Source organism: uncultured Psychrobacter sp. (assembly GCF_947488565.1).
GTDB lineage: Bacteria > Pseudomonadota > Gammaproteobacteria > Pseudomonadales > Moraxellaceae > Psychrobacter > Psychrobacter saeujeotis.
Genome location: NZ_CANKZC010000001.1, coordinates 422,867 through 446,080 on the forward strand (window position 1 = coordinate 422,867; position 23,214 = coordinate 446,080).

Annotated in this window: 16 protein-coding genes and 2 riboswitches; of the genes, 9 read left to right on the forward strand and 7 right to left on the reverse strand. The window is 42.2% G+C overall.

Going from position 1 to position 23,214, the window contains the following annotated elements; translation table 11 throughout:
- Positions 1–84 precede the first annotated feature (84 nt).
- The 4 genes from Q0890_RS01595 to fdhD all read left to right on the forward strand — a co-directional run bounded on the left by Q0890_RS01595 (position 85) and on the right by fdhD (position 6,318).
- Entirely contained in the window at positions 85–1,476 is a 1,392-nt protein-coding gene (locus tag Q0890_RS01595) for a cytochrome c (protein ID WP_299216626.1), read from the forward strand.
- Positions 1,476–2,444, forward strand: coding sequence for a c-type cytochrome (locus Q0890_RS01600; RefSeq protein WP_299216630.1), 969 nt, complete (start codon positions 1,476–1,478; stop codon positions 2,442–2,444). Before Q0890_RS01595 ends, Q0890_RS01600 begins: the two co-directional genes overlap by 1 nt.
- 229 nt (positions 2,445–2,673) lie before the next feature.
- Positions 2,674–5,049, forward strand: coding sequence for an FdhF/YdeP family oxidoreductase (locus Q0890_RS01605; protein WP_299216633.1), 2,376 nt, complete (start codon positions 2,674–2,676; stop codon positions 5,047–5,049).
- Between the two features lie 198 nt (positions 5,050–5,247).
- On the forward strand, positions 5,248–6,318 hold the full coding sequence (gene fdhD, locus Q0890_RS01610; protein WP_299216636.1) for a formate dehydrogenase accessory sulfurtransferase FdhD: 1,071 nt from the start codon (positions 5,248–5,250) through the stop codon (positions 6,316–6,318).
- Positions 6,319–6,422: 104 nt separating this feature from the next.
- On the opposite strand, the gene Q0890_RS01615 is transcribed toward fdhD, so the two are convergent.
- The 6 genes from Q0890_RS01615 to Q0890_RS01640 all read right to left on the reverse strand — a co-directional run bounded on the left by Q0890_RS01615 (position 6,423) and on the right by Q0890_RS01640 (position 14,300).
- On the reverse strand, positions 6,423–6,863 hold the full coding sequence (locus tag Q0890_RS01615; RefSeq protein WP_299216639.1) for an outer membrane protein assembly factor BamE: 441 nt from the start codon (positions 6,861–6,863) through the stop codon (positions 6,423–6,425).
- Between the two features lie 79 nt (positions 6,864–6,942).
- Complete coding sequence (locus Q0890_RS01620) at positions 6,943–9,612, reverse strand: YadA family autotransporter adhesin (RefSeq protein ID WP_299216642.1); 2,670 nt, start codon at positions 9,610–9,612, stop codon at positions 6,943–6,945.
- Between the two features lie 1,184 nt (positions 9,613–10,796).
- Positions 10,797–12,020: a VWA domain-containing protein gene (locus tag Q0890_RS01625; protein WP_299216644.1), complete on the reverse strand. Its 1,224-nt coding sequence runs from the start codon at positions 12,018–12,020 to the stop codon at positions 10,797–10,799.
- 11 nt (positions 12,021–12,031) lie between these two features.
- A complete protein-coding gene (locus Q0890_RS01630; RefSeq protein WP_299216647.1) occupies positions 12,032–12,898 on the reverse strand; it encodes a MoxR family ATPase in 867 nt (288 codons plus the stop codon).
- Positions 12,899–13,156: 258 nt separating this feature from the next.
- Entirely contained in the window at positions 13,157–13,798 is a 642-nt protein-coding gene (locus tag Q0890_RS01635; RefSeq protein WP_299216650.1) for a hypothetical protein, read from the reverse strand.
- Between the two features lie 181 nt (positions 13,799–13,979).
- A complete protein-coding gene (locus tag Q0890_RS01640) occupies positions 13,980–14,300 on the reverse strand; it encodes a YcgL domain-containing protein (protein ID WP_299216653.1) in 321 nt (106 codons plus the stop codon).
- Between the two features lie 240 nt (positions 14,301–14,540).
- Positions 14,541–14,672: riboswitch (glycine riboswitch) on the forward strand.
- Positions 14,673–14,728: 56 nt separating this feature from the next.
- Positions 14,729–14,880, forward strand: a riboswitch (glycine riboswitch).
- Positions 14,881–15,042: 162 nt separating this feature from the next.
- Here Q0890_RS01640 and gcvT point away from each other — a divergent pair.
- From gcvT to Q0890_RS01665, 5 genes are all read left to right on the forward strand, one after another.
- Positions 15,043–16,233: a glycine cleavage system aminomethyltransferase GcvT gene (gene gcvT, locus Q0890_RS01645; protein ID WP_299216656.1), complete on the forward strand. Its 1,191-nt coding sequence runs from the start codon at positions 15,043–15,045 to the stop codon at positions 16,231–16,233.
- A 168-nt stretch (positions 16,234–16,401) separates the two neighbouring features.
- Entirely contained in the window at positions 16,402–16,782 is a 381-nt protein-coding gene (gcvH, locus tag Q0890_RS01650) for a glycine cleavage system protein GcvH (protein WP_075102841.1), read from the forward strand.
- A 217-nt stretch (positions 16,783–16,999) separates the two neighbouring features.
- Entirely contained in the window at positions 17,000–17,812 is an 813-nt protein-coding gene (locus tag Q0890_RS01655; protein WP_299216661.1) for a nitroreductase family protein, read from the forward strand.
- Between the two features lie 143 nt (positions 17,813–17,955).
- Positions 17,956–20,856, forward strand: a complete 2,901-nt coding sequence (gcvP, locus tag Q0890_RS01660) for an aminomethyl-transferring glycine dehydrogenase (RefSeq protein ID WP_299216664.1) — start codon at positions 17,956–17,958, stop codon at positions 20,854–20,856.
- 227 nt (positions 20,857–21,083) lie between these two features.
- The gene (locus tag Q0890_RS01665; RefSeq protein WP_299216668.1) at positions 21,084–21,758 is read left to right on the forward strand and encodes an alpha/beta fold hydrolase; all 675 of its coding nucleotides are present in this window, start codon (positions 21,084–21,086) and stop codon (positions 21,756–21,758) included.
- A gap of 28 nt (positions 21,759–21,786) precedes the next feature.
- On the opposite strand, the gene Q0890_RS01670 is transcribed toward Q0890_RS01665, so the two are convergent.
- The gene (locus tag Q0890_RS01670) at positions 21,787–23,133 is read right to left on the reverse strand and encodes an HRDC domain-containing protein (protein ID WP_299216671.1); all 1,347 of its coding nucleotides are present in this window, start codon (positions 23,131–23,133) and stop codon (positions 21,787–21,789) included.
- Positions 23,134–23,214: the final 81 nt, after the last annotated feature.

The window sequence follows — 23,214 nt, forward strand, 5'->3', positions numbered from 1 at the left end:
ATTAATCGAAGCTATTACATTATAGTAAATAGCACGATTAAATATTTTTTTGGCAAGTAAAAAATTCTAATGGAGGGTAAGCTTGTGAAAAATGGGCTTATAAAAAAATGGCCACTGATTACAATCATAATTGTCATCATTGGGTTGGCCATCGCATTTATCATTGGGCAATTACTGCCGAATATACGCACCAGTAGTAGCGATATTAAAGTCAATATCACCGATCCGGCTCTCATCAAGCAAGGTGAATACATTGCACGTACCGCTGACTGCGTCGCTTGTCATACGACACTAGACGGTGAAACTTATGCTGGCGGTTTGCCGATGCTAACCCCACTTGGTGCTATCTACTCTACCAACATTACCCCTGATAAAGAAACTGGTATCGGTAATTATAGTTTTGACGACTTCAAAAATGCGGTCAAACACGGCGTCGCCCCCGGTAATAAAGCGCTATACCCTGCTATGCCTTACCCGTCTTATCAGCTAATGCCAGATGAAGATATGGCAGCGATGTATGCCTTTTTTATGTCGGATGTCAAAGCAGTCAATCAGCCAAATGTAGAAAGCGAGCTACCACCAGTCGCAAACTGGCGCTGGCCATTGGCTTACTGGCAAGTCTTATTTGATCGTAAGCGTGATTTTGTCCCTGAGACCGATGATGCCGTACTGACTCGTGGTCAATACTTAATAGAAGGCCCCGGACATTGCGGTTCTTGCCATACTGGGCGCGGTATTGGCTTTCAAGAAGTCGCTTTAAGTAATGCAGGCTCTGCTGAATATTTAAGCGGCGCGGTCATCGATGGCTGGCGTGCCAAAAGCATACGCGGTGAACAACGCGGACTTGGTACTTGGACCATCGCAGAATTAAATGATTTCTTCAAGACCGGTCGTACCGATACGACTGCTGCCTTTGGTGCCATGGCTGAAGTAGTCGAGCACAGCACCCAATATATGACTGACTATGATATCAACGCCATGTCCTCTTATCTAAAAACCTTGACTCCTGCCCCAAATAAGGAAGAGACGCTTCCTCAGAAACAAGACATCACCACGCAAAAACTACTAGATGGCGACTATGATTCTCGCGGTGCAATATTGTATGCAGAGTATTGCCAAGTTTGTCATCGTGCTGACGGTAAAGGTGTGGCACGTATTTTCCCAGCACTTGATGCCAATAGTGCAGTTTATTCTAAAAACGCAGATTCAGTCTTACAGATTACCCTAAGCGGCGGGCGAATGCCTGAGACCCCGCATGACCGTATGGCCTTTACCATGCCTGAATTCACCAATTTAAGTGATACAGATGTGGCTGAAGTCGTCAACTATGTTCGTAACAGCTGGACCAATCAAGCACCCAAAATTGATGTCGATGATGTGGTAAAAATGCGCGCATTTCTTGTCAAAAAGCCAAAAACCAGTACCGATATTGCCCCAGACCTAACTATTGATACGCAAACAGAAGGAGCAAAATAATGAAAAAATCTCCCCTCAACTTGCTTACTGTTGCTAGCGTTATTTCCCAAAAAACCACCATGAACCAACTAACCTCAATTATCCTTACTGCTTCAGTAGTGGGCGTCGCCGCTATCAGTAGTGGTTGCTCACAACCAGAGCCTGCTGAGCAAAATGCACCTGAGTACGGCTTAGTCACCGCTGATGATGCCAACGAGGATATCGGCACTTATGTGTTGCCGCAAGATACCTCTATTTTGGATGAGCCAAACGCTGATGAAATATTTTACGGTAAACGATTATTAAATGAGACTAAGCGTCTACTGCCAGAGCATGTTGGCGCACAAATGAACTGTAATAGCTGTCATATCTCGCAGGGAAAAGTGCCTCTTGGCGATCCCTATATTAATAGCTACAATACTTATCCTCGTGTCATGCCACGCTCTGGTAAGGAAATTGATTTAACCAAACGCATCAATGGCTGCTTTCAGCGCTCCATGAATGGCAAACCATTAAACCCTGAATCATCTGAAATGCTGGCCATGATAGCTTACATGAAGTGGCTATCGCAAAACACGCCGAAAGAGCAAAAAGTTGATATTCAAAACGCTGGTAAAGTTGACGAATCATTAACCCCAAACCCCACGCGCGGCGAGCAAATTTATAAAGCTCAGTGTGAGACCTGTCATGGTGATAACGGCGAAGGTATCAAAGACAGTCGCGGTGACATCGTATTTCCGCCATTATGGGGCGATGAATCTTTCAACATCGGCGCTGGCATGGCGCGAACTTATAAAGCGGCAGCTTTTGTAAAATACAACATGCCGATGGGTATTCAAACCAAAGGCTTATGGGGTCATGGAAATGTGCTGAGCGATCAAGATGCCGTCGATGTGGCGCATTTCTTTACTCATCAGCCGCGCCCTGACTTTGCTGGTAAAGTGAATGATTGGCCAAATGGTAAAAAGCCCAAGGACGCGCGCTACTGATTTTTATTAAAAAATGCACACTGATACGTTGTTATCAATTAATAAAACTCAGCTCATAATCTCTTAACCAACAAGCACTGAGTTAGCAGTCACATAAACAACCTTCAAGCAAATATGCTTTTCTTGAAGGTTTTTTGTTATCTATAGTTAATTATCTACAAACTTCTCGTTAGTCATTATATAGTTGTTATATAAAGCTTATTTGCTACCATTTATTGTGAGGTTTGTTATGCGCAAAATTCCTATTTACTCTCATCCTGCTGCTGGTTGGCCAGCGCTCATTGCCTCTACTCGTAAACTTATGGATTATAAGGCCTTTGTGCGTGGTAGTTTAAGCGTGTTGAAAAGCAATCAGCCTAAGACGGGTTTTGATTGTCCAGGCTGTGCATGGCCTGACCATAAGTCTCATAAAACTCTTGATATTTGCGAAACTGGTATCAAAGTCATCGCTAGTGAAGCCATGTCTACTAAAGCAGATGCCAAATTCTTTGAAAAATATACCGTCAAAGAGCTCCAGAAATGGAACGGCTACGAGATTGAGCATAGTGGTCGTCTATCAGAACCGCTTCGGTATGATGCAGCGCAGGACCGCTATCTCCCTATCTCTTGGCAGGCTGCTTATGAGATTATCGCGAAAGAGTTGAATAAGCTTGACTCGCCAGATGACGCTTTATTTTATACCTCAGGGCGGGTAACGAACGAGCCTGCCTTTATGTATCAGCTGTTTGTACGCTGTTTTGGCACCAATAACTTGCCTGATTGTTCTAATATGTGCCATGAGCCAACATCCGTTATGCTGGGCAAGCAATTGGGTGTCGGCAAAGCCACGGTCATGCTTGAAGATTTTGAAAAGGCCAAACTGCTATTATCCTTTGGACATAATCCAGCCACCAATCATCCACGCATGCTTGAGATGCTGGCACACGCGCATAAAGAAGGCTGCCGTATCATCTCTATCAATCCGATGCGCGAACAAGGATTAAAGGCTTTTAGAAATCCGCAAAAACCCACGCACATGGCAGCAGGTCAAAGTGATGAGATGACTGATGAAGTCGTCCAGATTCAAATTGGTGGCGATACGGCTTTGTTAGCGGGTATGGCCAAATGGCTGGTCGAGCATGACAAAATTGATCACAATTTTATTACTGAGCACACCTCAGGTTTTGAGGCATTAAAAGAATGGCTAACCGAGCAAACTTGGACAGATATTGAGCGCGGTAGTGGTATTGTACAAGCAGAGATTGTCAAACTGGCAAAATTGGTTGCCGATAGTCCAGCGACGATATGTACTTGGGGCATGGGCGTTACGCAACATGTTCAGGGCGAAGACAATGTAGCTATGATTACCAACTTGCTGCTGCTTATGGGCATGATAGGTATTGATGGTGCTGGCGCTTCGCCAATTCGCGGGCACTCTAATGTGCAGGGCGATAGAACCATGGGTATTCATGAACGCCCTAAGCAAAAACTTTTAGACAGCCTTGAGCGGGTGTTTGAACGTCCGATGCCGCAAGAAGATGGCTATGATGTTGTCTCAGGAGCAAAAGCTTTGATCGACGGCAAGCTTAAAGCTTTTATGGCTATGGGCGGCAACTTTGCAGTAGCAGCACCAAATACTAGTGCGATTCAACAAGCTTTAACGAACAACGAATTGAATGTTTTTGTTGGTACCAAACTTAATGGCACCATGCTGTACCCTGGTGCCAATAATATTATTCTGCCTTGCTTAAGCCGGATTGAGAGTTTAGTGACCGCTAAAGGCGAGCAGTTTGCCACCATCGAAGACTCTATGTGTCAAATTGTCGCGACCAAGGGCACTATTAAACCTGTCAGCGATACGCTAAAGTCTGAAGCGCAGATTGTCGCAGATATTGCGACACATGTACTAGGCTCGACAACCAATATAGATTGGCAAGCAATGAGTGAAGACTATGATGTGGTGCGCGATTATGTATCACAGGCTATCGATGGTTTTGAAAACTTTAATCAGCGTATTCGTGATAGTGAGCGCGGTTTTCATCTATATCACCCAGCGCGCCATCGCGTATGGAATACAGATAGTGGTAAGGCTCAAATCGAAGTACCACAATATCCGATTACTTATGTTGCTGAGCAAATGGCTCAAAAGACTGCATCGACTGAACAAAAGGTTAATCCATCTCAAAATGAGCAGCAAAAGGTTTGGCAATTTACCAGTGTGCGTAGTCATGATCAGTTCAATACGATGATTTTTGGCTACAACGACCGTTATCGTCAAACCAACCGCCGTGATGTGCTCTTTATGCATCCTGATGAGATCAGCCGATTAGGCTGGCAAAAAGGAGATAGTGTTATAGTGACGCGTCAAGACAGTAGCAACCAAGCACGTACTCTTGGTCCACTCGTTTTAACTGAAATGGATATTGCTTCTAATGCAGTCGCTGCTTACTATCCTGAGTGTAATGATTTATTTGATTTAGACACTCATGCACCAGAGTCGCACATCCCAGCTTATAAATCCTCAACTGTGACTTTGGAGCGCGTAGCTGCTGATAGTCGTGAGCCAAGTAAAGTTGATAAGCAAGCGCAAGTTAGTAGCGCAGATGGACTGGTAGCTTCGGCTTGATTTTTGCCATGGTCATTTTTTAGTCTAGATGGCAAGGCTTAAAATGAGGTAAATTGCGCTAAACAAAGAAGAAATCGTTATGAACATGAATACATTAACGAGGCTTCTGATACTGTTTAGTAAAATTTATCCATTTTAAGACTACTAAATGCATAAGTGTACTTATTGATAACACGCTTTAGGTTAAAAGCAGATTTTATGATAACTGAACATACTAAAGTCTTAGAAGACAATCTACTCGAAACCGTTGCGTCATCTGCTTCGGTATCTCATACAGTCTCCGATATAATTGATAAATCTCAAGCACCTGCCTTCATTGATGCTTCACTACCCTCGTCAGTCACACCGCTTTCACACACTCATTTGGCGCAAAAGCACTATTATCCATCAAATTATTATGACCATTACCATCCTTATATCGAAAATAAACCTGCAAGTTTGGCAGTAGAGGCTGCTGTTGCTATCGTCATCAATGGTGTGCATTATGCCGTATTGATGGCCAGTCCTTACCAGTTGGAGTATTTGGCTGTTGGGTTTTTATTTAGTGAGGGCTTAATTGAGTATAGTCATGAATTGCTAGATTGGGAGGTGACTCAGCTTACCGATACAACCAACTATGAGGGCTTTATACAAGGCTCAATCGATAAAAACTCTGAAACAGAAATATTTGAACAAAGCGAAATACTTGAACAAAGCTTAGCGCAACTGCAAGATTATGATGTTTATATAGTAGAGCTGGTATTGAATCAACGTTGTCATCAGCGTATTCAGGCACAAAAACGTCAGCTAGCGGGCCGTACTGGCTGCGGCATGTGCGGTATGACTGGACTAACACAAGCATTACCTGACTTGAGTGCCTATCATCAAAAGAGGCAGTATGTAAAAGACTTCGTCCCACACCTCAGCTATCTGTTGTCAATACGGCAACGAGTAGATACTATGCAACACACTCATCAATTGACAGGTGCAGTACATGCAGCGGCAACGATGCAAGGTGATGATTTGTATTTATTTGAAGATGTAGGACGTCATAACGCGCTTGACAAACTTATTGGCTGGCAACTGCGGAACAAAATGGAGGTTGAATGCGTCCTTATGACATCTCGCTTATCCATTGAGCTGGTACAAAAATCTATCCGTAGCCGCATACCTTGGTTAGTCGGTATGTCTGCCCCTACTAGTACAGCAGTTCGAGTCGCTGAACGTTATGGCTTGGGGTTGGCTGGATTTTTACGTGACAACAGGGTGACGTATTATTCTGGTATTTGAAACATTCAGCGCGCATAGCTACTGATAAAAAAAGAGAACAAGATACTAGATGCCTTGTTCTCTCTTTTATACTTCTTTTATTCGTACTTCAACACTTAGTTAGACTACTGGGTAAATTGTGAATATTTTGCACAAGAGGCAGGTTGCCAGTAAGTCTCTGTGGCATAAAACTCATCTTTACGCAGTATACCTTCGTAGCTATCGTCAAAAATGATTTTATAGCGACAGGTCTCTACATTTTGATTGGCATCATAGAATTTGAGAATATAATCCCATTCACGGGAATTAAAACCTTCTTGAAAGTGCGGTGTACCGATGAGTTTATAAATCTCATTTTTGGTCGTACCGACTTTGATTTTGGCAACATCATTTTGCTCAACGATCCTGCCTTCTTTTTGCCATGCCTTACTTTGCTCAGGGAATACAAGATCATCAGGATGAACTGTCCCATGCTGTGCGCCAGGACTCACATGCCAAGTACAGCCAGTTACAGCAAATAATAAGGCAGTAGCCAATAATCCGCGGCCATAAGTAGATAAATTCATTGTTTATTCCTTAATGTGTCATGAGTGATTTGACAATGTCTGTCAAAATACAGACATCGTCAAAATAGGTTGGATTGGATTAGAAATGGAAGCCTGCACCAATAGCGCCGCCAGCATTGCCTTGAGTGTCTGCTGTACCATTTATTTTCATCACCCAGCGACCGTTATCAGAGACTCTGGACACACCAATAGCAACGGCGCTTTCCCCGTTATATGATGCCACACCGCCACCTACCATTGATTTACCAGGAATATAAGCTTGCGGTAACGAAGACATTGCCATTGCCGCCGAGATACCTGCATTGGCGTCGTCTTCAACATCGTCGATTCTATAACCTAGCGAATCAACCTTGCCCTCAAGTTTTGAGTCCATATCAGCAATTTGACCATTGATTACTCTGTCAATACTATCAAATTGGTCGTTAAGCTGACCTACGTTCACAGCATCACTATCCTCGACACCATCAGCGACGTTAGTTATTGTGTTGCCACCGTTATCTAGACCATTATTACTAATAACGACATTATTATTTGGGCCACCAGTTACAGTCACGCCATCATTGTTTACTGTGGTATTGCCAGCGACCACTCTATCTGTAGTCACGCTATCTACATTAATATTATTATTTAGATCGAATCTAATACTACTGCCTTGAGCAGTAGTGGTAATGTTGTTACCACCTACAAAGCCAAGTACGCTATCATCACCTATTGGTTTATTGATATTGTTGCCACTATCCGCACCAAAGTTTAATCCGCCATCCAGTCGATTGGTATTATTAGTAATATTGGTCGTATTGTTAGCGATGTTAGTCGTATTAGTAGTTACTTGAGTATTAGTGTTCGTCACACCTTGTTGTATCGATCCGATAGCGCCATCGATAGTATCTTGACCAGTACCGCCAATATCAGTAGTCGTAATAACACCACCATTGTTTACAGCGTTACCACCGATCACAGTAGTAATAGAGTCTGCAGTGTTGTTTAACTGATCGCCCGTTATGGCATCACTAGAACCTGCTGCCACCGTACCATTACCGACGTTAGTGATCTTATTTCCGCCATTATTTAGGCCATTAGATGAGATGACGACATCTCCAAAGGTGGCGCTGTCTAAATCAACGTCCTTGTTTAAATCGAAGCTAACGTCATTACTATCTGTATCTTTAGAGACCACAATATTGCCATCTTGATTGTTAAGATCAACAGTATCACCCGGTCTAACGGTACTTTCATTACCACCTTGAGCACTAACATTGAAACCTTGGTTAGCAGAGGTAGCACTGTCTCTAACTTCATTTAATTGGTCAACGTTGACTGCATCTGACCCCTCTGTGCCTCTACCGATATTGGTGATTTTATTACCACCATTATTAAGACCATTGTTACTAAGCCTAATTGTCTGGTTGCTACCACCTGTTAAAGTAATACCGTCATTATTAATAAGAGTATTACCAGTCGTCACACTATTTAAGGCTAAGTCTCTGTTTAGCTGAACTTGTACCCCATTAGTCGTTGTCGTAGAGGTTATATTTTCATCACCAGTGACATTAATGGTGCCCCCCAATGCAAAGTTATTGTCCGTAACGCCATTACCAAAGTTGATACCATCATTAATTCTATTGGTATTATTGGTAATGTTAGTCGTATTACCGGAAATGTTAGTATTCAACGTATCTGCGACAGAGAATAGCTGGCTACCGTTGATAGCATCTGTGCTGGTTTCCATGACATCGCCTGCTGCCACGTTTTTAATTTGACGTTCTTGTCCGCTAGCACCTACAGATACTTGATCACCTGCTGCGATATTAGCTGCTCCAGCAAAGTTATCAAATGTGACACCGCCTACAGTTGCGCTAGTGACACTATTTGCATCAGCTATTGTATTAGAACCACTGCCAATCGCTACTGAACCATCAGTAGTCGCCTGTGCTCCGCTACCAAGAGCAATAGTGTCCCTACCAGATGCTTGGGTTTGACCAATAGATTGATAAGCAGCCCCCGCCTGTCCAGCGACACTATCCGCTCCGTCAATATCAGCAGAGCCAATAGCGATACCACGATAACCAGTTGCAGTTGCAGAATGACCGACTGCTAACGAGCCCGTGCCTGTAGCAGCAGCGACATTACCCATAGCCTGAGAATAATCTCCTCTAGCAACTGATTGACGGCCTATCGCTAATGCAGTATTGCCTTCAGATAATGAGCCAACGCCTATAGCCACACCTGCGCCACTAATCGTTTTTGCATATTCACCTATTGCTACGCTAAATACATGCTCTGTACTTGCACCTGTTCCAATCGCGACGGAACCTCCATTTTTCATCCCAGGCGTAAATTCATTATCAGTATAGTAAGGGTTGCCACGATCAGCGATTTGATATCCCTTGTTGCTGGTAGAAGATTCGCAGCCAATAGCGATATTTTCTTTATTAGTGCCTGAATTTGCTTGGCTATCATTAGTACATTCAGAAACAGCTGTACCATTTCCTGTACCGCCATTCACTCCGACAGCAGCAATAGCTTGTGAAGACATACCGACTGCCAAACTTGTCAAGCCGACGGCAATAAGTGCTGAACGTAGTGCATTTAGGCGTAGACTACGGTCGCTTTGTGTCCCTATATCAGTCTTTAGAGCTGAAGCACTGATAGAAGATTTTGACGACTTACCCTTCGCTTTGGCATTTTCAGCAACTGCTGTAAAGCATTGCAACGCTTCATTCCATATGACTTTATAACTGCGATTCATAATATATACTCCCAAATAGATCTATTAGATATAAAAAACAAAACCAAAATCTATGTTACAGAGAGTCTAAATAACAAAAGATAACGGGCCTTAGACTTACATATACGTAACATCCTGTTAAGATGTAACCCGTTATTAAGCATTAAGAAGCGAAAAATTTTTGTATTGTAAACTGACTGTTTCCATATATATTCATAATTCCGGATATATGCATTCATCTTAACGGATATACATATATAGAAACAATACCGTTAGGCGATTATTTACAACCGTTTGTCCTTTTATTTACATATAACCAACAAAGTAAGTTAGTGTTTTAGGAGTAATTCCTTAAATAAAATCTGATTAACATAGAGATTTTGTATGGTGAAAGGCTATATGTGCCAACGATAGACACAAAAAAAGACCTCGAGTCCAAAATGACTTGAAGTCTTCTTTTTCATACTTTTTCATATAGGATATAAAAGTTTGTTTTTACAATTAATTATTTAAGCGAGGATGTTTGTTACTAATTTTAAAAATATAACCATATAATAATAGTTTTTTTGATAGAACATCATCCTATGTAACTGCCAGTCAGATTATATTTTCTAAAATATACAATGGATTAAGAAGTATTATAATTCCTTATTGATTAATTACTCAAAAACGTCCATTTATCGGCTATTTAGACAGTTCACTATGGCTAATCTATAAGCTATGGTCTTTAATAATATTATTAAAAAATGCTTCGTTTGGCTTAAATAGCGATAAGTACGCGCTTTAGCATCTCAAAAAGCAATCACTATGCAAAAACTCATATACCAAATAAAAAATTACTATTGATAAGTTTTCCTAATCAAATTATTTCATTAAAATTGCTATTCTTTTTTATGACTGAGCTCAAGATTGCTATGCAAATATTCCATACAGTACGCTCTAAATCCATTATTTTAATTAAGTTCATATAAATAAGAAATAGTCAATAAAAATGAAGTTATATGCTATTAGTATATAGGAGCTTTCATCTACATAATTGTTAACTTTAAGAACATTTGTCTTTAGCTAACCTTAATTCGATTATTAAAGAATATTCAATTTATCAATTCTAATACAAAATACCACTACCATAAACTATAGTAGTGGTATTTTTAATACTAATGACTTTGTATTTACGAAATTAAGTAGGTATATAAGACAACGGATTAACGTGCTAAATAAGCGGTCATGTCTTCTACTCCATGCAATGTCATAGGATACATATGATCATTAAATACCTTTTTAATTTCACCAATAGTTTGGGTATATTTCCAATAAGATGGGGTTTCAGGATTTAACCAAGCGACTCTATCAAAGTGATCTAGCACTCTTTTTAACCATACTATACCTGCCTCATTATTCATATACTCGACGCTGCCGCCGACTGAAAATAGCTCGTAAGGTGACATAGATGCATCACCGACGAATATCACTCGATACTCGCGACCATAGGTATTTAGTAGCTCAAAAGTTGGCATCGGTGCGCTATGACGTCGATTGTTGTCTTTCCAGACATAATCATAAAGACAATTATGAAAGTAAAAGAACTCTAATGTTTTAAATTCATTTTTTGCAGCAGAGAACAGCTTTTCTAGTGCTTCTACATGAATATCCATACTGCCGCCCACATCAAATAGCATCAGTACTTTTACACGGTTGCGACGCTCCGCTTGCATATGAATATCGAGCACACCTTTTTTAGCAGTACGCTTGATTGTCTCTTTAATGTCAAGTTCATCAGCACTACCAGTACGCGCAAACTGGCGTAAATTGCGCAGTGCCATCTGAATCTGGCGCGTACCGAGCAGATTATCATCATCAAGGTTGCGATATTTACGTTGCTCCCAGACTTTGGCTGCACTACGCTTGCGTGACTCCCCTCCGACGCGTACGCCCTCTGGATGATCGCCATAAGCGCCAAACGGCGAGCTACCACCTGTGCCAACCCATTTACTACCGCCTTGATGACGCTCTTTTTGCTCTTTTAAGCGTTCCTCAAGTGCTTTCATCAGCTCCTCAAGCGAGCCATATTTTTTTAATAAGCGCCGCTGTTCATCTGTTAGATTTTTGGGATCTAGTTTGAGATCGAGCCACTCTTTTGGGACATCCGTCAACTTTGCCATTAGCTCATCAATATCTAAGCTATCGATTCCTTCAAAATAATCTGCCATGGCGCGATCAAACTTGTCAAAATGGCGTTCATCTTTAACCATACATAGACGAATAAGACGATACATATCTTCGCGGCTGGCAAAGGTGGACAGTGCTGGATTCTCAAGGTGCGGCTGCATCATTAGACCCTGATCTAACGCGGCATTCAAATCCAGTAGCTCACGCGTGCTGACTGGTACACCGTAAGTCCGCAGGGTATAAAATAATTTGATAAACATAGTGTTTAACCTTAGCGGCGCATCATATTTGCAAAACGCTGTAATAAATTAACATCAGCTTCATTTTTTAGGAGCGCACCGTATAGAGGCGGAATGGACTTCTCGCCGCGTAGATTTTCTTCTAATTCTTCTTGTGCCATATCATCAGCCAACAGTAAAGTTAACCAATCGACCAGCTCTGAGGTTGACGGTGGCTTTTTGAGTCCTTGAATATTACGCAGTTTATAAAAGATATCGAGCGCATCATTGACCAGCTTTTCTTGGATATTAGGAAAATGCACTTCAATAATTTGACGCATGGTTTGCTCCTCTGGGAAGTCGATATAATGAAGAAAACAGCGACGCAAAAAGGCGTCTGGTAGCTCTTTTTCATTGTTTGAGGTGATGATGACCACAGGACGCTGCTCGGCAGTAATGGTCTCGCCTGTCTCATAAACATAAAACGACATTTTATCAAGCTCATGCAATAAGTCGTTAGGGAACTCAATGTCTGCTTTATCCACTTCATCGATGAGGAGTACGCTACGCTCTTTACTGGTAAAAGCTTCCCAAAGCTTACCAGGCTTGATGTAGTTGCCAATCTCATATACTTTATCATCCCCTAACTGCGAATCACGCAAGCGCGATACTGCATCATATTCATACAGTCCCTGCTCAGCTTTAGTAGTCGATTTGATATGCCAAGTAATAAGCGGCATGCCTAAGCTGTTAGCCACTTCTTCTGCAAGTAGCGTTTTACCTGTGCCAGGCTCACCTTTAATCAGCAGCGGCTTTTGTAACGTCATCGCTGCATTAACTGCCAGTTGCAAATCATCAGTGGCAATATAGCTTTTGGTGCCTGTAAAGCTCGGTTTTGCAGTCTTATTATCAGTACTCATGGTAAGATCTCTGTCGTTGTTATCAATGTGAAATGATAGAAAATTAATGGTTTAGATTAGCACAGCGTATCTTAATGCCCAAATACTCATGCGTCGCGGTTGCCAGTGAAGCTCAAATGTTTTATGACGATAAAACAAATCTATGACCATAAAAAAAGACACGCACAGGTGTCTTTTTTTATGTCGCTCAATATCTAACCTGTAGTTATATATAGAGTTAGATTTTTACCACTTGTAGTCAGTACTAGCCAAGAATCATCATCTCTTATCATTATCGATTGAACTGCCTTTAGCAGTTTTCTCAGTTTTAGTATTAAGAGAATCTTTGGTGGTAGTCTTATCAATTACTGAAGTATTCACTGGCAGAGGCTTATTATTTGTCTCACCTGCATAGTCTTTTTGACCTATATAATTACCCGTTGCCAGTTGTAGATTGGCTTGTGTGTCTTCAGCGCTACGATGACGAGCCTTATCCAAACTTGACTCAAAAGCTCCGCGAATAAGCTGCCAGACAAAACCCAAAAACAACCCTGCAACTAATACCACTAGAATGGGTAATGCATTGGTAATGGCCCCTGTCATGTCTTTCATCATGATAGCGTAAACCACGCTGATGCTCGCTGGTGCAATAACACTAGGATCACTCAGTGCAGTTCCTGGAGCTAATAAAACTGCAAACAGAACCATCCAGCTCATGCCACCTAATGGACGTGGCAGCATACGCGCCACCAATATCCAAAGTAATAATACTATAATAGAACCACCAAGGTATGCGTACATTGGCAAGTCAGCAGGTGGCACGTCTTTGACCATCTGACTCCACCAAATAACAATCTCACCAAGAAGATCGCTCAGCTTTTCTAAAGGTAAGCTGTCTAAGATACTTTTTAACCAGTCCATGCGTGTTTAGTTACCTAAGTTTATAAGTTGCTCGGTTTATCAATCGCTTGGTTTGTAATTCGATTACAATGATCTTATCAACTGGTAGCGAAATTGCTAACTAAATGGTCTTTCAGTTGACCAGCAACTTGGCACCAATATACAAGTTTGATAAATGATTAGTTTATCACGATATAGATGCTCAATCGTAAATATTGTCTTGAGCCTCACGGGCACGTAGCGCTGCTTGACGACGCATCACCTCTTGTGGCGGCATCTGAACAAAGTATCCTTGTGATTTTAGTTTTGCTAAAACATCCTTTTTATCGACGCGAGCAAGCGTTGGCGTCGTCTCTAAATCTAAATGCATAACAAACTTGCTCACACCCAAACCGGCTCTAAAATCTTTTGGCAACACACTTAACCAATCTTTAATTTCGTCAGTGTCATCAGGGTAATCAGGACGAGCAATATAGACATACATATCGTCATGTTTGGGGAACTTATAAATATCACAATGCATAAAACACCTATCTAACACTAAAAATGAAAGCAAATTACACATCACAATTGATATAAAAAATGCTTATGAATAATAGAATTATAGCCTATCATGGCATGCTCTGTTATCAATAGTGACTTTTAGTATTACAACTTTATTTGGTTTTTGCTGCTTGTCTTTATTAAATGTTAGGTTTTTATAGAATTGTTAATATTAATCCCACTGATGACTTGTAAAAGCGCGACTAACCTTTCATAATAATAGCGTTTTTCAGGAGAGAGTCGTTTAACAGTACGCGCCCTGTATTTATAAGGCACTATCAGTATTGTTATACGACCACCGAAGGCGCATCTACCCTGCCAATCGCTCAGGTAAAAGGACTGAAAAACGCATGTCCTTCGTTGTTTATTTGCACTTTTTATTTGAATTTTGCAAGCATACACAAGTGACATAACAAATCTGGAGAGAGGTAAGGAGCCAGCAACGACGCCTTACCCACCGAAGGGGAGAAAATACGATACTGTATGCTCACATCGAGTCATAGCTTTTAATGCACAGCTATCGTATTGAAAATCTCAGGTCACAGGACAGATAGGGCTTTTGTTTAAACCGACGTTATGCGTCTGTTTGGCCTATTGCTTTATTTTTTGCTACCCTTTGGAGCAATGTTTGCGCTTTGCAATTTTGCTTCTCTCTACTGTAATGACGCTCATCATCCTCGTACCTTTATAAGAGGCCGATAGCGTATACACAAGGATTTGTTATGACCGTTACCAATTCTCAAAACTCCAGCTCTCAAGACAATACTAGCCAAGCTCCTCAGCGCACCTCTCTATATCAGTCTCACGTCGATAGTGATGGTAAGATGGTAGATTTTTCGGGTTGGGAGTTGCCAATTCATTATGGCTCGCAGATCGAAGAGCATGAAGCTGTACGTACTGATGCTGGTATGTTTGATGTCTCACATATGGTCGTGGCTGATATCAAAGGTCAAGACGCCAAAGCATGGTTACAAAAACTGCTGGCAAACGATGTTAATAAACTAAAAACAGTCGGTAAAGCTTTATACTCTCCTATACTTAATGAGCAAGGCGGTATCATTGACGATCTTATTGTCTACTTAACAACTGCTGATGAGACTGAATATCGTATCGTATCCAATGCAGGTACTCGTGATAAAGATATCGCTCATTTTAATAAAGTTGCTGACGCTTTCGATATTACGATTACTGAGCGTCCAGAGCTTGCTATGCTTGCCGTCCAAGGGCCAAATGCAGTCGCAAAACTGGCTCAAGCCAAACCGAGCTGGAGCGCTATTCTTGACGAACTAAAGCCTTTCGTTGGCGCTGATCTTACCGACATAGAGGGTACAGATTGGTTTGTCGCTCGTACTGGTTATACGGGTGAGGATGGCGTTGAAGTCATTATGCATGCTGATGACGCGCCAGCTTTTTTTGAGCTATTAAAAGCCCACGGCATCAAGCCTGCTGGGCTTGGCGCACGTGATACGCTACGCCTAGAAGCTGGTATGAATCTTTATGGTCATGACATGGATGAGAGCATTAGCCCTTACGAATGTAACATGGGCTGGACACTTGCGCTAAAAGACGATCGCGACTTTGTTGGTCGTGAAGCCTTGGTCAACCAGCGCAAGCAAGCAAAAGAAGACGGCACTGCAATGAAACAAGTTGGTCTATTATTGACAACTCGCGGTGTCTTGCGTGAAGGGATGGAAGTGACCATTAACCAAGGAGCGGACAACGAGCAAAAAGGCATTATCACTAGTGGCACATTCTCCCCTAGCCTCAAAAATTCTATCGCTATCGCCCGTGTTCCAGCCAGCTTATCAGACGATGATAAAGTGCAAATCGACTTGCGCGGTAAAGGTAAATTCGTAGATGCACGCGTCCTTAAGCTACCATTTGTACGCAATGGTAAACAGCAGTTCGACTGATTTTAATATTGACTAAATTAAACGAATACTGTTTGATTATGGGTTAATCGAGACTTTTGATAACGACGCCGAAAGTAACGCCAAAAGTGTCGATTGACCACAGCCTATTGTTGGCTCTTATTTTTTATATGTTCTATTAACCAGCCTCTATCATTTAGGAGAGACACCATGAGCAATGTTCCAGCAGAATTAAAATACATCGCTAGCCACGAATGGTTACGTTTAGAAGAAGACGGTACTATCACCGTTGGTATCACTGATCATGCCCAAGACTTGCTTGGTGATGTGGTGTTCGTTGAGTTACCAGAAGTTGGTGACACTATCGTCGTTGATGATGAAATCTCAGTGGTAGAGTCAGTAAAAGCGGCCTCTGATGTGTACGCGCCTATCTCAGGTGAAGTCGTTGCTATTAATGAAAGTCTAGAAGATGATCCAGAAATCATCAACTCAGACCCTTATGGCGATGGCTGGTTCTTTAGAATGAAGCCTGACAACTTGGATGACTACGAAGCACTATTGACGGCTGAAGAGTATCAAAACGAGCTATAATTTTTTAAAGCTTTTATGCTGACGTCTTACGTTAGCTGACAGAAAAATGCAGATATTGGCATCGGCTGATGTCTGCTTATGTCTTATAAGACATAGTTAACCTTATCAAAAAACCAACTGGCTATTGTGTAACGCCATTTATACCATCCTATTATTACCTGTTTTTTGCTTATATTTTTATCGTTTTTTCTATTAACGCGACGTTTTGGAGCTTTATATGAGTCAAGCAGATACTAACGACAACCATATTAATGTAGCCGACGCGTCAAAGATTCGAGCAGAGAAAAACAAAACAGACAATCTAGCAACCCCAAATCATACACCGCAGCTACAAGCCTTTTGTGACGTTGTAGAGTCACGTCGTTCGGTACGCCGCTTTACCGATACACCTATTCCTGATGATGTGCTCGCAGACTGCCTACGACTTGCAATGCTAGCGCCAAACTCTAGTAACCTGCAGCCGTGGGAGTTTTATGTCATTGATAGCGCCCATAGTCGCAAACGCGCTGTCAAAAACTGTATGAACCAAAATGCTGCAAAAACATCTGCCCGTTTGATTGCCGTTGTTGCACGTACAGATATTTGGCACGACCATGCTCAGCAAGTGTTGCGTGAATATCCTGACAAGCCTGTACCCAAAAAGGTGACGGACTACTACACCAAAGTAGTCACAGCAGACTTTCTGCGTGGTCCGATAAACGCAATCTCTGTCGTTAAGTGGGGTGCAACGCAAGTAGCCAGGCGAGTAAAAGGGCCAATAAAGTCGCCTTACTATACCTTTGAAGATGTCAAAAACTGGGCGACAAACAATACGGCACTTGCCGCTGAGAACTTAATGCTAGCGCTACGGGCACATGGGTTTGATAGCTGTCCGATGGGCGGTTTTGATGAGCCCGCAATGAAAAAGCTGCTCAAACTTAGCGATGATCATCATATTGTAATGATGATTGGTGCAGGTGAGCGTTCTGATAAAGGCATCTATAATTCGCAGTTTCGCTTCGACCAGAAGCAGTTTGTTCACTATGTTTAACCTTATCTATTGTTGAGCTTTATACGGTCTATCTCGTATTTTTAACCCTTTAATAAGTGTCTGGTCTAAAGTTATTCTTTCAATTTTATGCCATCTTTTTATCCTAACTTATTACTTTTTTACCAAGTCTATTAAGGATTTTCATGACTCACTCTCAAAAACCTACCTTTGATACTTTTAAAGGTTTATTTAATGAAACTGAATTTGTTTATCGTCATCTAGGTTCTAACGATACCAAGCAAGCTAATATGCTAAGCGCTATTGGTTACAAAGATATGGCAAGTTTTATTAATGATACGGTCCCTGAACCAGTACGCATACATAGAGAGTTGGATTTGCCACTTGCGATGAGTGAGCATGCAGCGCTTGCCAAATTACGTACTATGGCAGACAACATTACCGTTAATAAGAGCTATATCGGTCAAGGTTACTCGCCTGTGCGTATGCCTGCCGTTATTCAGCGTAATGTGCTAGAAAATCCAGGTTGGTATACTGCTTATACGCCTTATCAAGCTGAGATCGCTCAAGGTCGTCTAGAAGCATTGCTGAACTTCCAACAAGTTTGTATTGATTTGACTGGACTTGAGCTTGCTGGGGCCTCATTACTTGATGAAGCGACTGCCGCTGCAGAAGCGATGGCCATGTCAAAGCGTATGAGTAAAAGTAAATCAAACCAATTCTTTGTTGACGATCGTACCTACCCGCAAACACTAGATGTCATCCATACTCGTGCTAAGTATTTTGGTTGGGAAGTGGTCGTTGGTGATTTTGAACTGGCCAAATCTGGTGACTACTTTGGGGCCTTATTTCAATATGTCGGTGTCGAGGGTGATGTTAAAGACTTAACCGATGTTATTAGCGCCGTTAAGCAAAATAAAACCTACACGTCAGTCGTCAGCGACATCATGAGCTTGGTATTATTAAAATCACCTGCTGATATGGGTGCAGATCTTGCTCTAGGTAGTACGCAGCGTTTTGGTATCCCTATGGGCTTTGGCGGTCCACATGCCGCCTATTTTGCTTTCTCTGATAAAGCAAAACGCTCCGCACCTGGCCGTATCATTGGCGTCTCAAAAGACTCACAAGGCAATACTGCTCTGCGTATGGCGTTACAGACTCGCGAGCAGCACATTCGCCGCGAAAAAGCCAACTCAAATATCTGTACCTCACAAGTATTGCTTGCCAATCTTGCTGGCATGTATGCCGTCTATCATGGCCCAAGCGGTGTAAAGCGTATCGCTACTCGTATTCATGCATTTGCGACTGCTTTTGCTGATGTTATTAGCACTGCAGATAGCGACAATCAACTAAACGTCGTTCATAAGCAGTTTTTTGATACCGTGGTGGTTGATTGTGGCTCAGAAAAGCTTGCCACGCAAATCTTCGAGAATGCAGACAATGTTGGCTACAACTTATGGCGTTTGAGTGAAAATAAACTGGGTGTGTCATTTAGTGAAATTAGTGATGAAAAAGACTTTAATGTCTTAACTCAGCTGTTTGTCAATAAATCACATGACCTACCTGAAGCGGCTTCTGTCTCTTTAGATGCGGATCATTTACGTACAGACGATATATTGACTCACCCTGTGTTTAATTCGCATCATACTGAGCATGAAATGCTGCGTTACTTAAAATCGCTTGAAGATAAAGATTTGGCGATGAACCGCAGTATGATTCCACTTGGTAGTTGTACGATGAAGCTAAACGCTACTAGTGAGATGTTACCTATTACCTGGCCTGAATTTGCAAACGTGCATCCTTTTGCACCGCGTGACCAAGTTGGTGGCTATATCGATATGATTGATAGCTTACAAGAGCAGCTAAAAGCCATTACAGGTTTTGATGATGTCTCTATGCAGCCAAACTCTGGTGCCTCAGGTGAGTATGCAGGCCTGCTGGCAATTCGTCGCTATCATGAATCACTAGGCGAAACAGATCGTGATGTTTGCCTCATTCCTCAATCAGCGCACGGTACCAACCCTGCAACAGCAATGATGATGGGCATGAAAGTCGTCGTGGTTAAAACGGATGATAACGGTAACGTAGATATAGATGATCTTAATGCTAAGTGTGAAGAACACAGCAAAAACCTTGGCGCCTTGATGATTACTTATCCATCAACGCATGGTGTATTTGAAGAAGGCATTCGCAAGATTTGTGACCTCATCCATAAGCATGGTGGTCAAGTCTATATGGATGGCGCTAACATGAACGCTCAGGTTGGTATCATGCAGCCTGCTGACGTTGGTGCAGACGTCCTACATATGAACCTTCACAAGACTTTTTGTATTCCACATGGTGGCGGTGGTCCTGGCATGGGTCCTATCGGTATGCAGGCACATTTGGCGCCATTTATGGCCAACCATACCATTACTCCAGTCCATAATGCGCAAAAGGACTGCTCAGCAGTATCAGCAGCACCGTATGGTTCAGCGAGTATTTTGCCGATTTCATGGATGTATATCGCGATGATGGGCCGTGATGGCTTACTCGAAGCGACCAATCTGGCACTTTTAAACGCCAACTACGTTGCCTCTCAGTTAAAAGGCCACTACCCTGTTCTATACACGGGTAAAAATGGTCAAGTCGCACACGAATGTATCATTGATATTCGTCCACTAAAAGAAGAGACAGGCATCAGCGAGAGTGATATCGCCAAACGCTTGATGGATTACGGCTTCCATGCGCCAACGATGAGCTTCCCAGTATCAGGTACCTTGATGATTGAGCCAACCGAGTCTGAGTCTGTCGAAGAGCTAGATCGCTTTATTAGTGCCTTAAAATCTATCAAAGCTGAAGCGATGAAAGCCAAAGCGGGCGAAGATGGTTGGACGCTTGAAGACAATCCATTGGTTAATGCTCCGCATACAGCTTCTATGATCACTGATAGCGAATGGACGCATCCATACAGCCGTGATGTCGCTGCGTTCCCACTGCCTTATGTCCGTGCTCATAAGTTCTGGCCAAGTGTGGCACGCGTTGATGACGCTTATGGTGATAAGAACCTAATGTGCTCTTGCCCAAGTATCGAAAACTATATGTAGTATGTGGTAACAGGTAGTCGTCTTAAGTCTTTTATATAAAAACAAACCTTCAAGTCAGTAGCTGATTTGGAGGTTTTTATTTTGTACACTACTTACATATCTATTTAACATGAGCAATTAACACGATTATTTAACGATATACTAAAGCATATTCGTTACTTATTAATGTTCGTTACTTATTAGTAGGCACTGCTGATCTTTATTTAATGCACTTTTTGGACAATATCATGCCACAAAAAAACCGCGTCATTCTTATTCATGGTCTGCATCAAACCGCATGGATTATGCGACCATTGGCAAAACGCTTGCAAGCCGCAGGCTTTAGTACTCATCAGTATGGTTACCGCAGTATGCGTGACAGTATTACGACCAATAGTCAGCGTCTTAATACGTGGCTTGAAGACAACCATTATCCCGACCAACCGATAGATTTGGTGGGACATAGTTTAGGCGGGCTGATTATTCGTGATTTTGTTTATCATTATCCAAAGTGGCAGATTGGACGCTGCGTAACCCTAGGTACTCCGCATGTTGGCAGCGTTTGTGCCGATTATATTTGGCGGCTGACCCCTGCTATTGTAGGCCACTCTTACGTCGATGCATTAGACGGGACGGTGGCACCATTACCGGAACATGTCACTTTGGGAGTGATTGCAGGTAACAAGCCCTATGGTTTAGGGCAACTGTTTTTGCAGTATCATAATCGAAAATTGCGTAAAGCAGATAAGTCAAGTCCCAAGCAAGCGCTTGTGCATGATGGAACGGTATATGTAGAAGAGACTAAAATTGACAAGGCCACCGATCATATCGTCTTACCTGTCTCGCATACAGGTATGTTAGTAAATGAAACAGTGGCTAAGCAAACTGAGCACTTTTTACGGCACGGAAAATTTAAACGCTGATATTTAACCAAGACAAATATCCAAACGTTTAAACCTTGATACCCATCCCTTGCTGCAATTCAGTTTTATGTTGTTTGATGACGGGTATCAAAGCTTGTAGCACCCATTCATTGCGCCAGCCTTTTAGTCCTTCTGGTAATTCGGCCAAATCTTTATTAAAGGCAATAATCTCATACAGCTGACCTAACCATTTTTTACGCATGAGCACGTTAGCCGGCACGCCAAGTCTGTTAGCTTGCTCATCTATCACTTGTTGCACCGCTTTTGACAGTACTTTATTCTTAGAGCGGTATGGCGGTGGTAGACATTCTGGATGTTCAGCAGGCGCTAAGCTTTTTGCCTCTTTAATGACCTTTAGCAGCTCCTCGCCATAAAGTCGCAACATACTGCGATGCATCGTCGTCTTATGGGCAAGCGCGCGCATACTGGTTGGTTTCTCAGTGATAATCTCACGTACCGCTTGTTTTTTGATTACAAAGGTACGTGGCTGGTTGGTCGACCGTGCCAGCGCTTCACGCCAAGTAGCCACTGCTTTCAATATGGCCATCTGCTGCGAGTTATAACGATAATCTGCCATCGTCAAGTACATTGCTTCATCCTCAACATGCTGCACCTTATATAGCTCATGAGCGTAGAGCTGGCAATCCTCCCATACATAATCATATAAACCTTGCTTTTTTAATTCATATTCCAGACTCAAATATAGCGCAGGTAAAAAACGCACATCATCAATGGCATATTGTTCTTGTTCATCCGATAACGGACGTTGTAGCCAATCAGACTGGCTTTGCTCCTTATCAATTTGCATGTCCAACTGGTCATCAAGCGCTTGCTGATAGCCCATTTGCAGTTGACCCGTTAAATAAGACAGCGCAATCTGGGTATCAAAAATATTGGTTAATGGTGGGCAACCAGAGAGTAGATAGAAGATACCCAAATCTTCTCCGCAAGCATGCCAAATCGCCACATCGACTTCAGTTAGCACGTGCCAAAGTTCAGCTAGTTGTAGTTGCGGCGCATCTAATAGATAAATATGATCGCCAGTATTAAGCTGCACCAATGCCAAGCGTGGATAGTAGGTATCACGCTTGATAAATTCAGTATCTAACGCCACCCGTCCGCAAACTTCTAAGGCTTTGATGACCTCATCCAACTGTCCTTGCTCACGTACCCAAGTGACAGACGCTTCACCTGCTATATCTAGCAATGCGTCAATATCTGGCTCGGCAGGCATGTCTACCACATTAGCGTCTGCATGCGTTTGATCATCGTCAACGCCTTCTATTGCAACGGCTTGCAAAACATCATCTTGAGATGAATTGACTTGAGATAAACTGGTTTGGGAGGTTGAATCAAAAGCGCTTAGATCAGACACGGGCAGATACCTGCTTAAATAGAAGAAAGAAGAGCGCTATCAATAGCGCTTAAAGACGATAAAAGAAAATTATAGCAAATT

Bases quoted from the DNA above. Each gene is read 5' to 3' on its own strand.
- Q0890_RS01605 (WP_299216633.1), top strand. From the start codon at position 2,674: ATGCGCAAAATTCCTATTTACTCTCATCCTGCTGCTGGTTGGCCAGCG.
- Q0890_RS01635 (WP_299216650.1), bottom strand. From the start codon at position 13,798: ATGGACTGGTTAAAAAGTATCTTAGACAGCTTACCTTTAGAAAAGCTG.
- gcvP (WP_299216664.1), top strand. From the start codon at position 17,956: ATGACTCACTCTCAAAAACCTACCTTTGATACTTTTAAAGGTTTATTT.
- Q0890_RS01665 (WP_299216668.1), top strand. From the start codon at position 21,084: ATGCCACAAAAAAACCGCGTCATTCTTATTCATGGTCTGCATCAAACC.
- fdhD (WP_299216636.1), top strand. From the start codon at position 5,248: ATGATAACTGAACATACTAAAGTCTTAGAAGACAATCTACTCGAAACC.
- Q0890_RS01640 (WP_299216653.1), bottom strand. From the start codon at position 14,300: ATGCATTGTGATATTTATAAGTTCCCCAAACATGACGATATGTATGTC.
- Q0890_RS01600 (WP_299216630.1), top strand. From the start codon at position 1,476: ATGAAAAAATCTCCCCTCAACTTGCTTACTGTTGCTAGCGTTATTTCC.
- Q0890_RS01630 (WP_299216647.1), bottom strand. From the start codon at position 12,898: ATGAGTACTGATAATAAGACTGCAAAACCGAGCTTTACAGGCACCAAA.
- Q0890_RS01620 (WP_299216642.1), bottom strand. From the start codon at position 9,612: ATGAATCGCAGTTATAAAGTCATATGGAATGAAGCGTTGCAATGCTTT.
- Q0890_RS01655 (WP_299216661.1), top strand. From the start codon at position 17,000: ATGAGTCAAGCAGATACTAACGACAACCATATTAATGTAGCCGACGCG.
- gcvH (WP_075102841.1), top strand. From the start codon at position 16,402: ATGAGCAATGTTCCAGCAGAATTAAAATACATCGCTAGCCACGAATGG.
- Q0890_RS01615 (WP_299216639.1), bottom strand. From the start codon at position 6,863: ATGAATTTATCTACTTATGGCCGCGGATTATTGGCTACTGCCTTATTA.
- gcvT (WP_299216656.1), top strand. From the start codon at position 15,043: ATGACCGTTACCAATTCTCAAAACTCCAGCTCTCAAGACAATACTAGC.
- Q0890_RS01625 (WP_299216644.1), bottom strand. From the start codon at position 12,020: ATGTTTATCAAATTATTTTATACCCTGCGGACTTACGGTGTACCAGTC.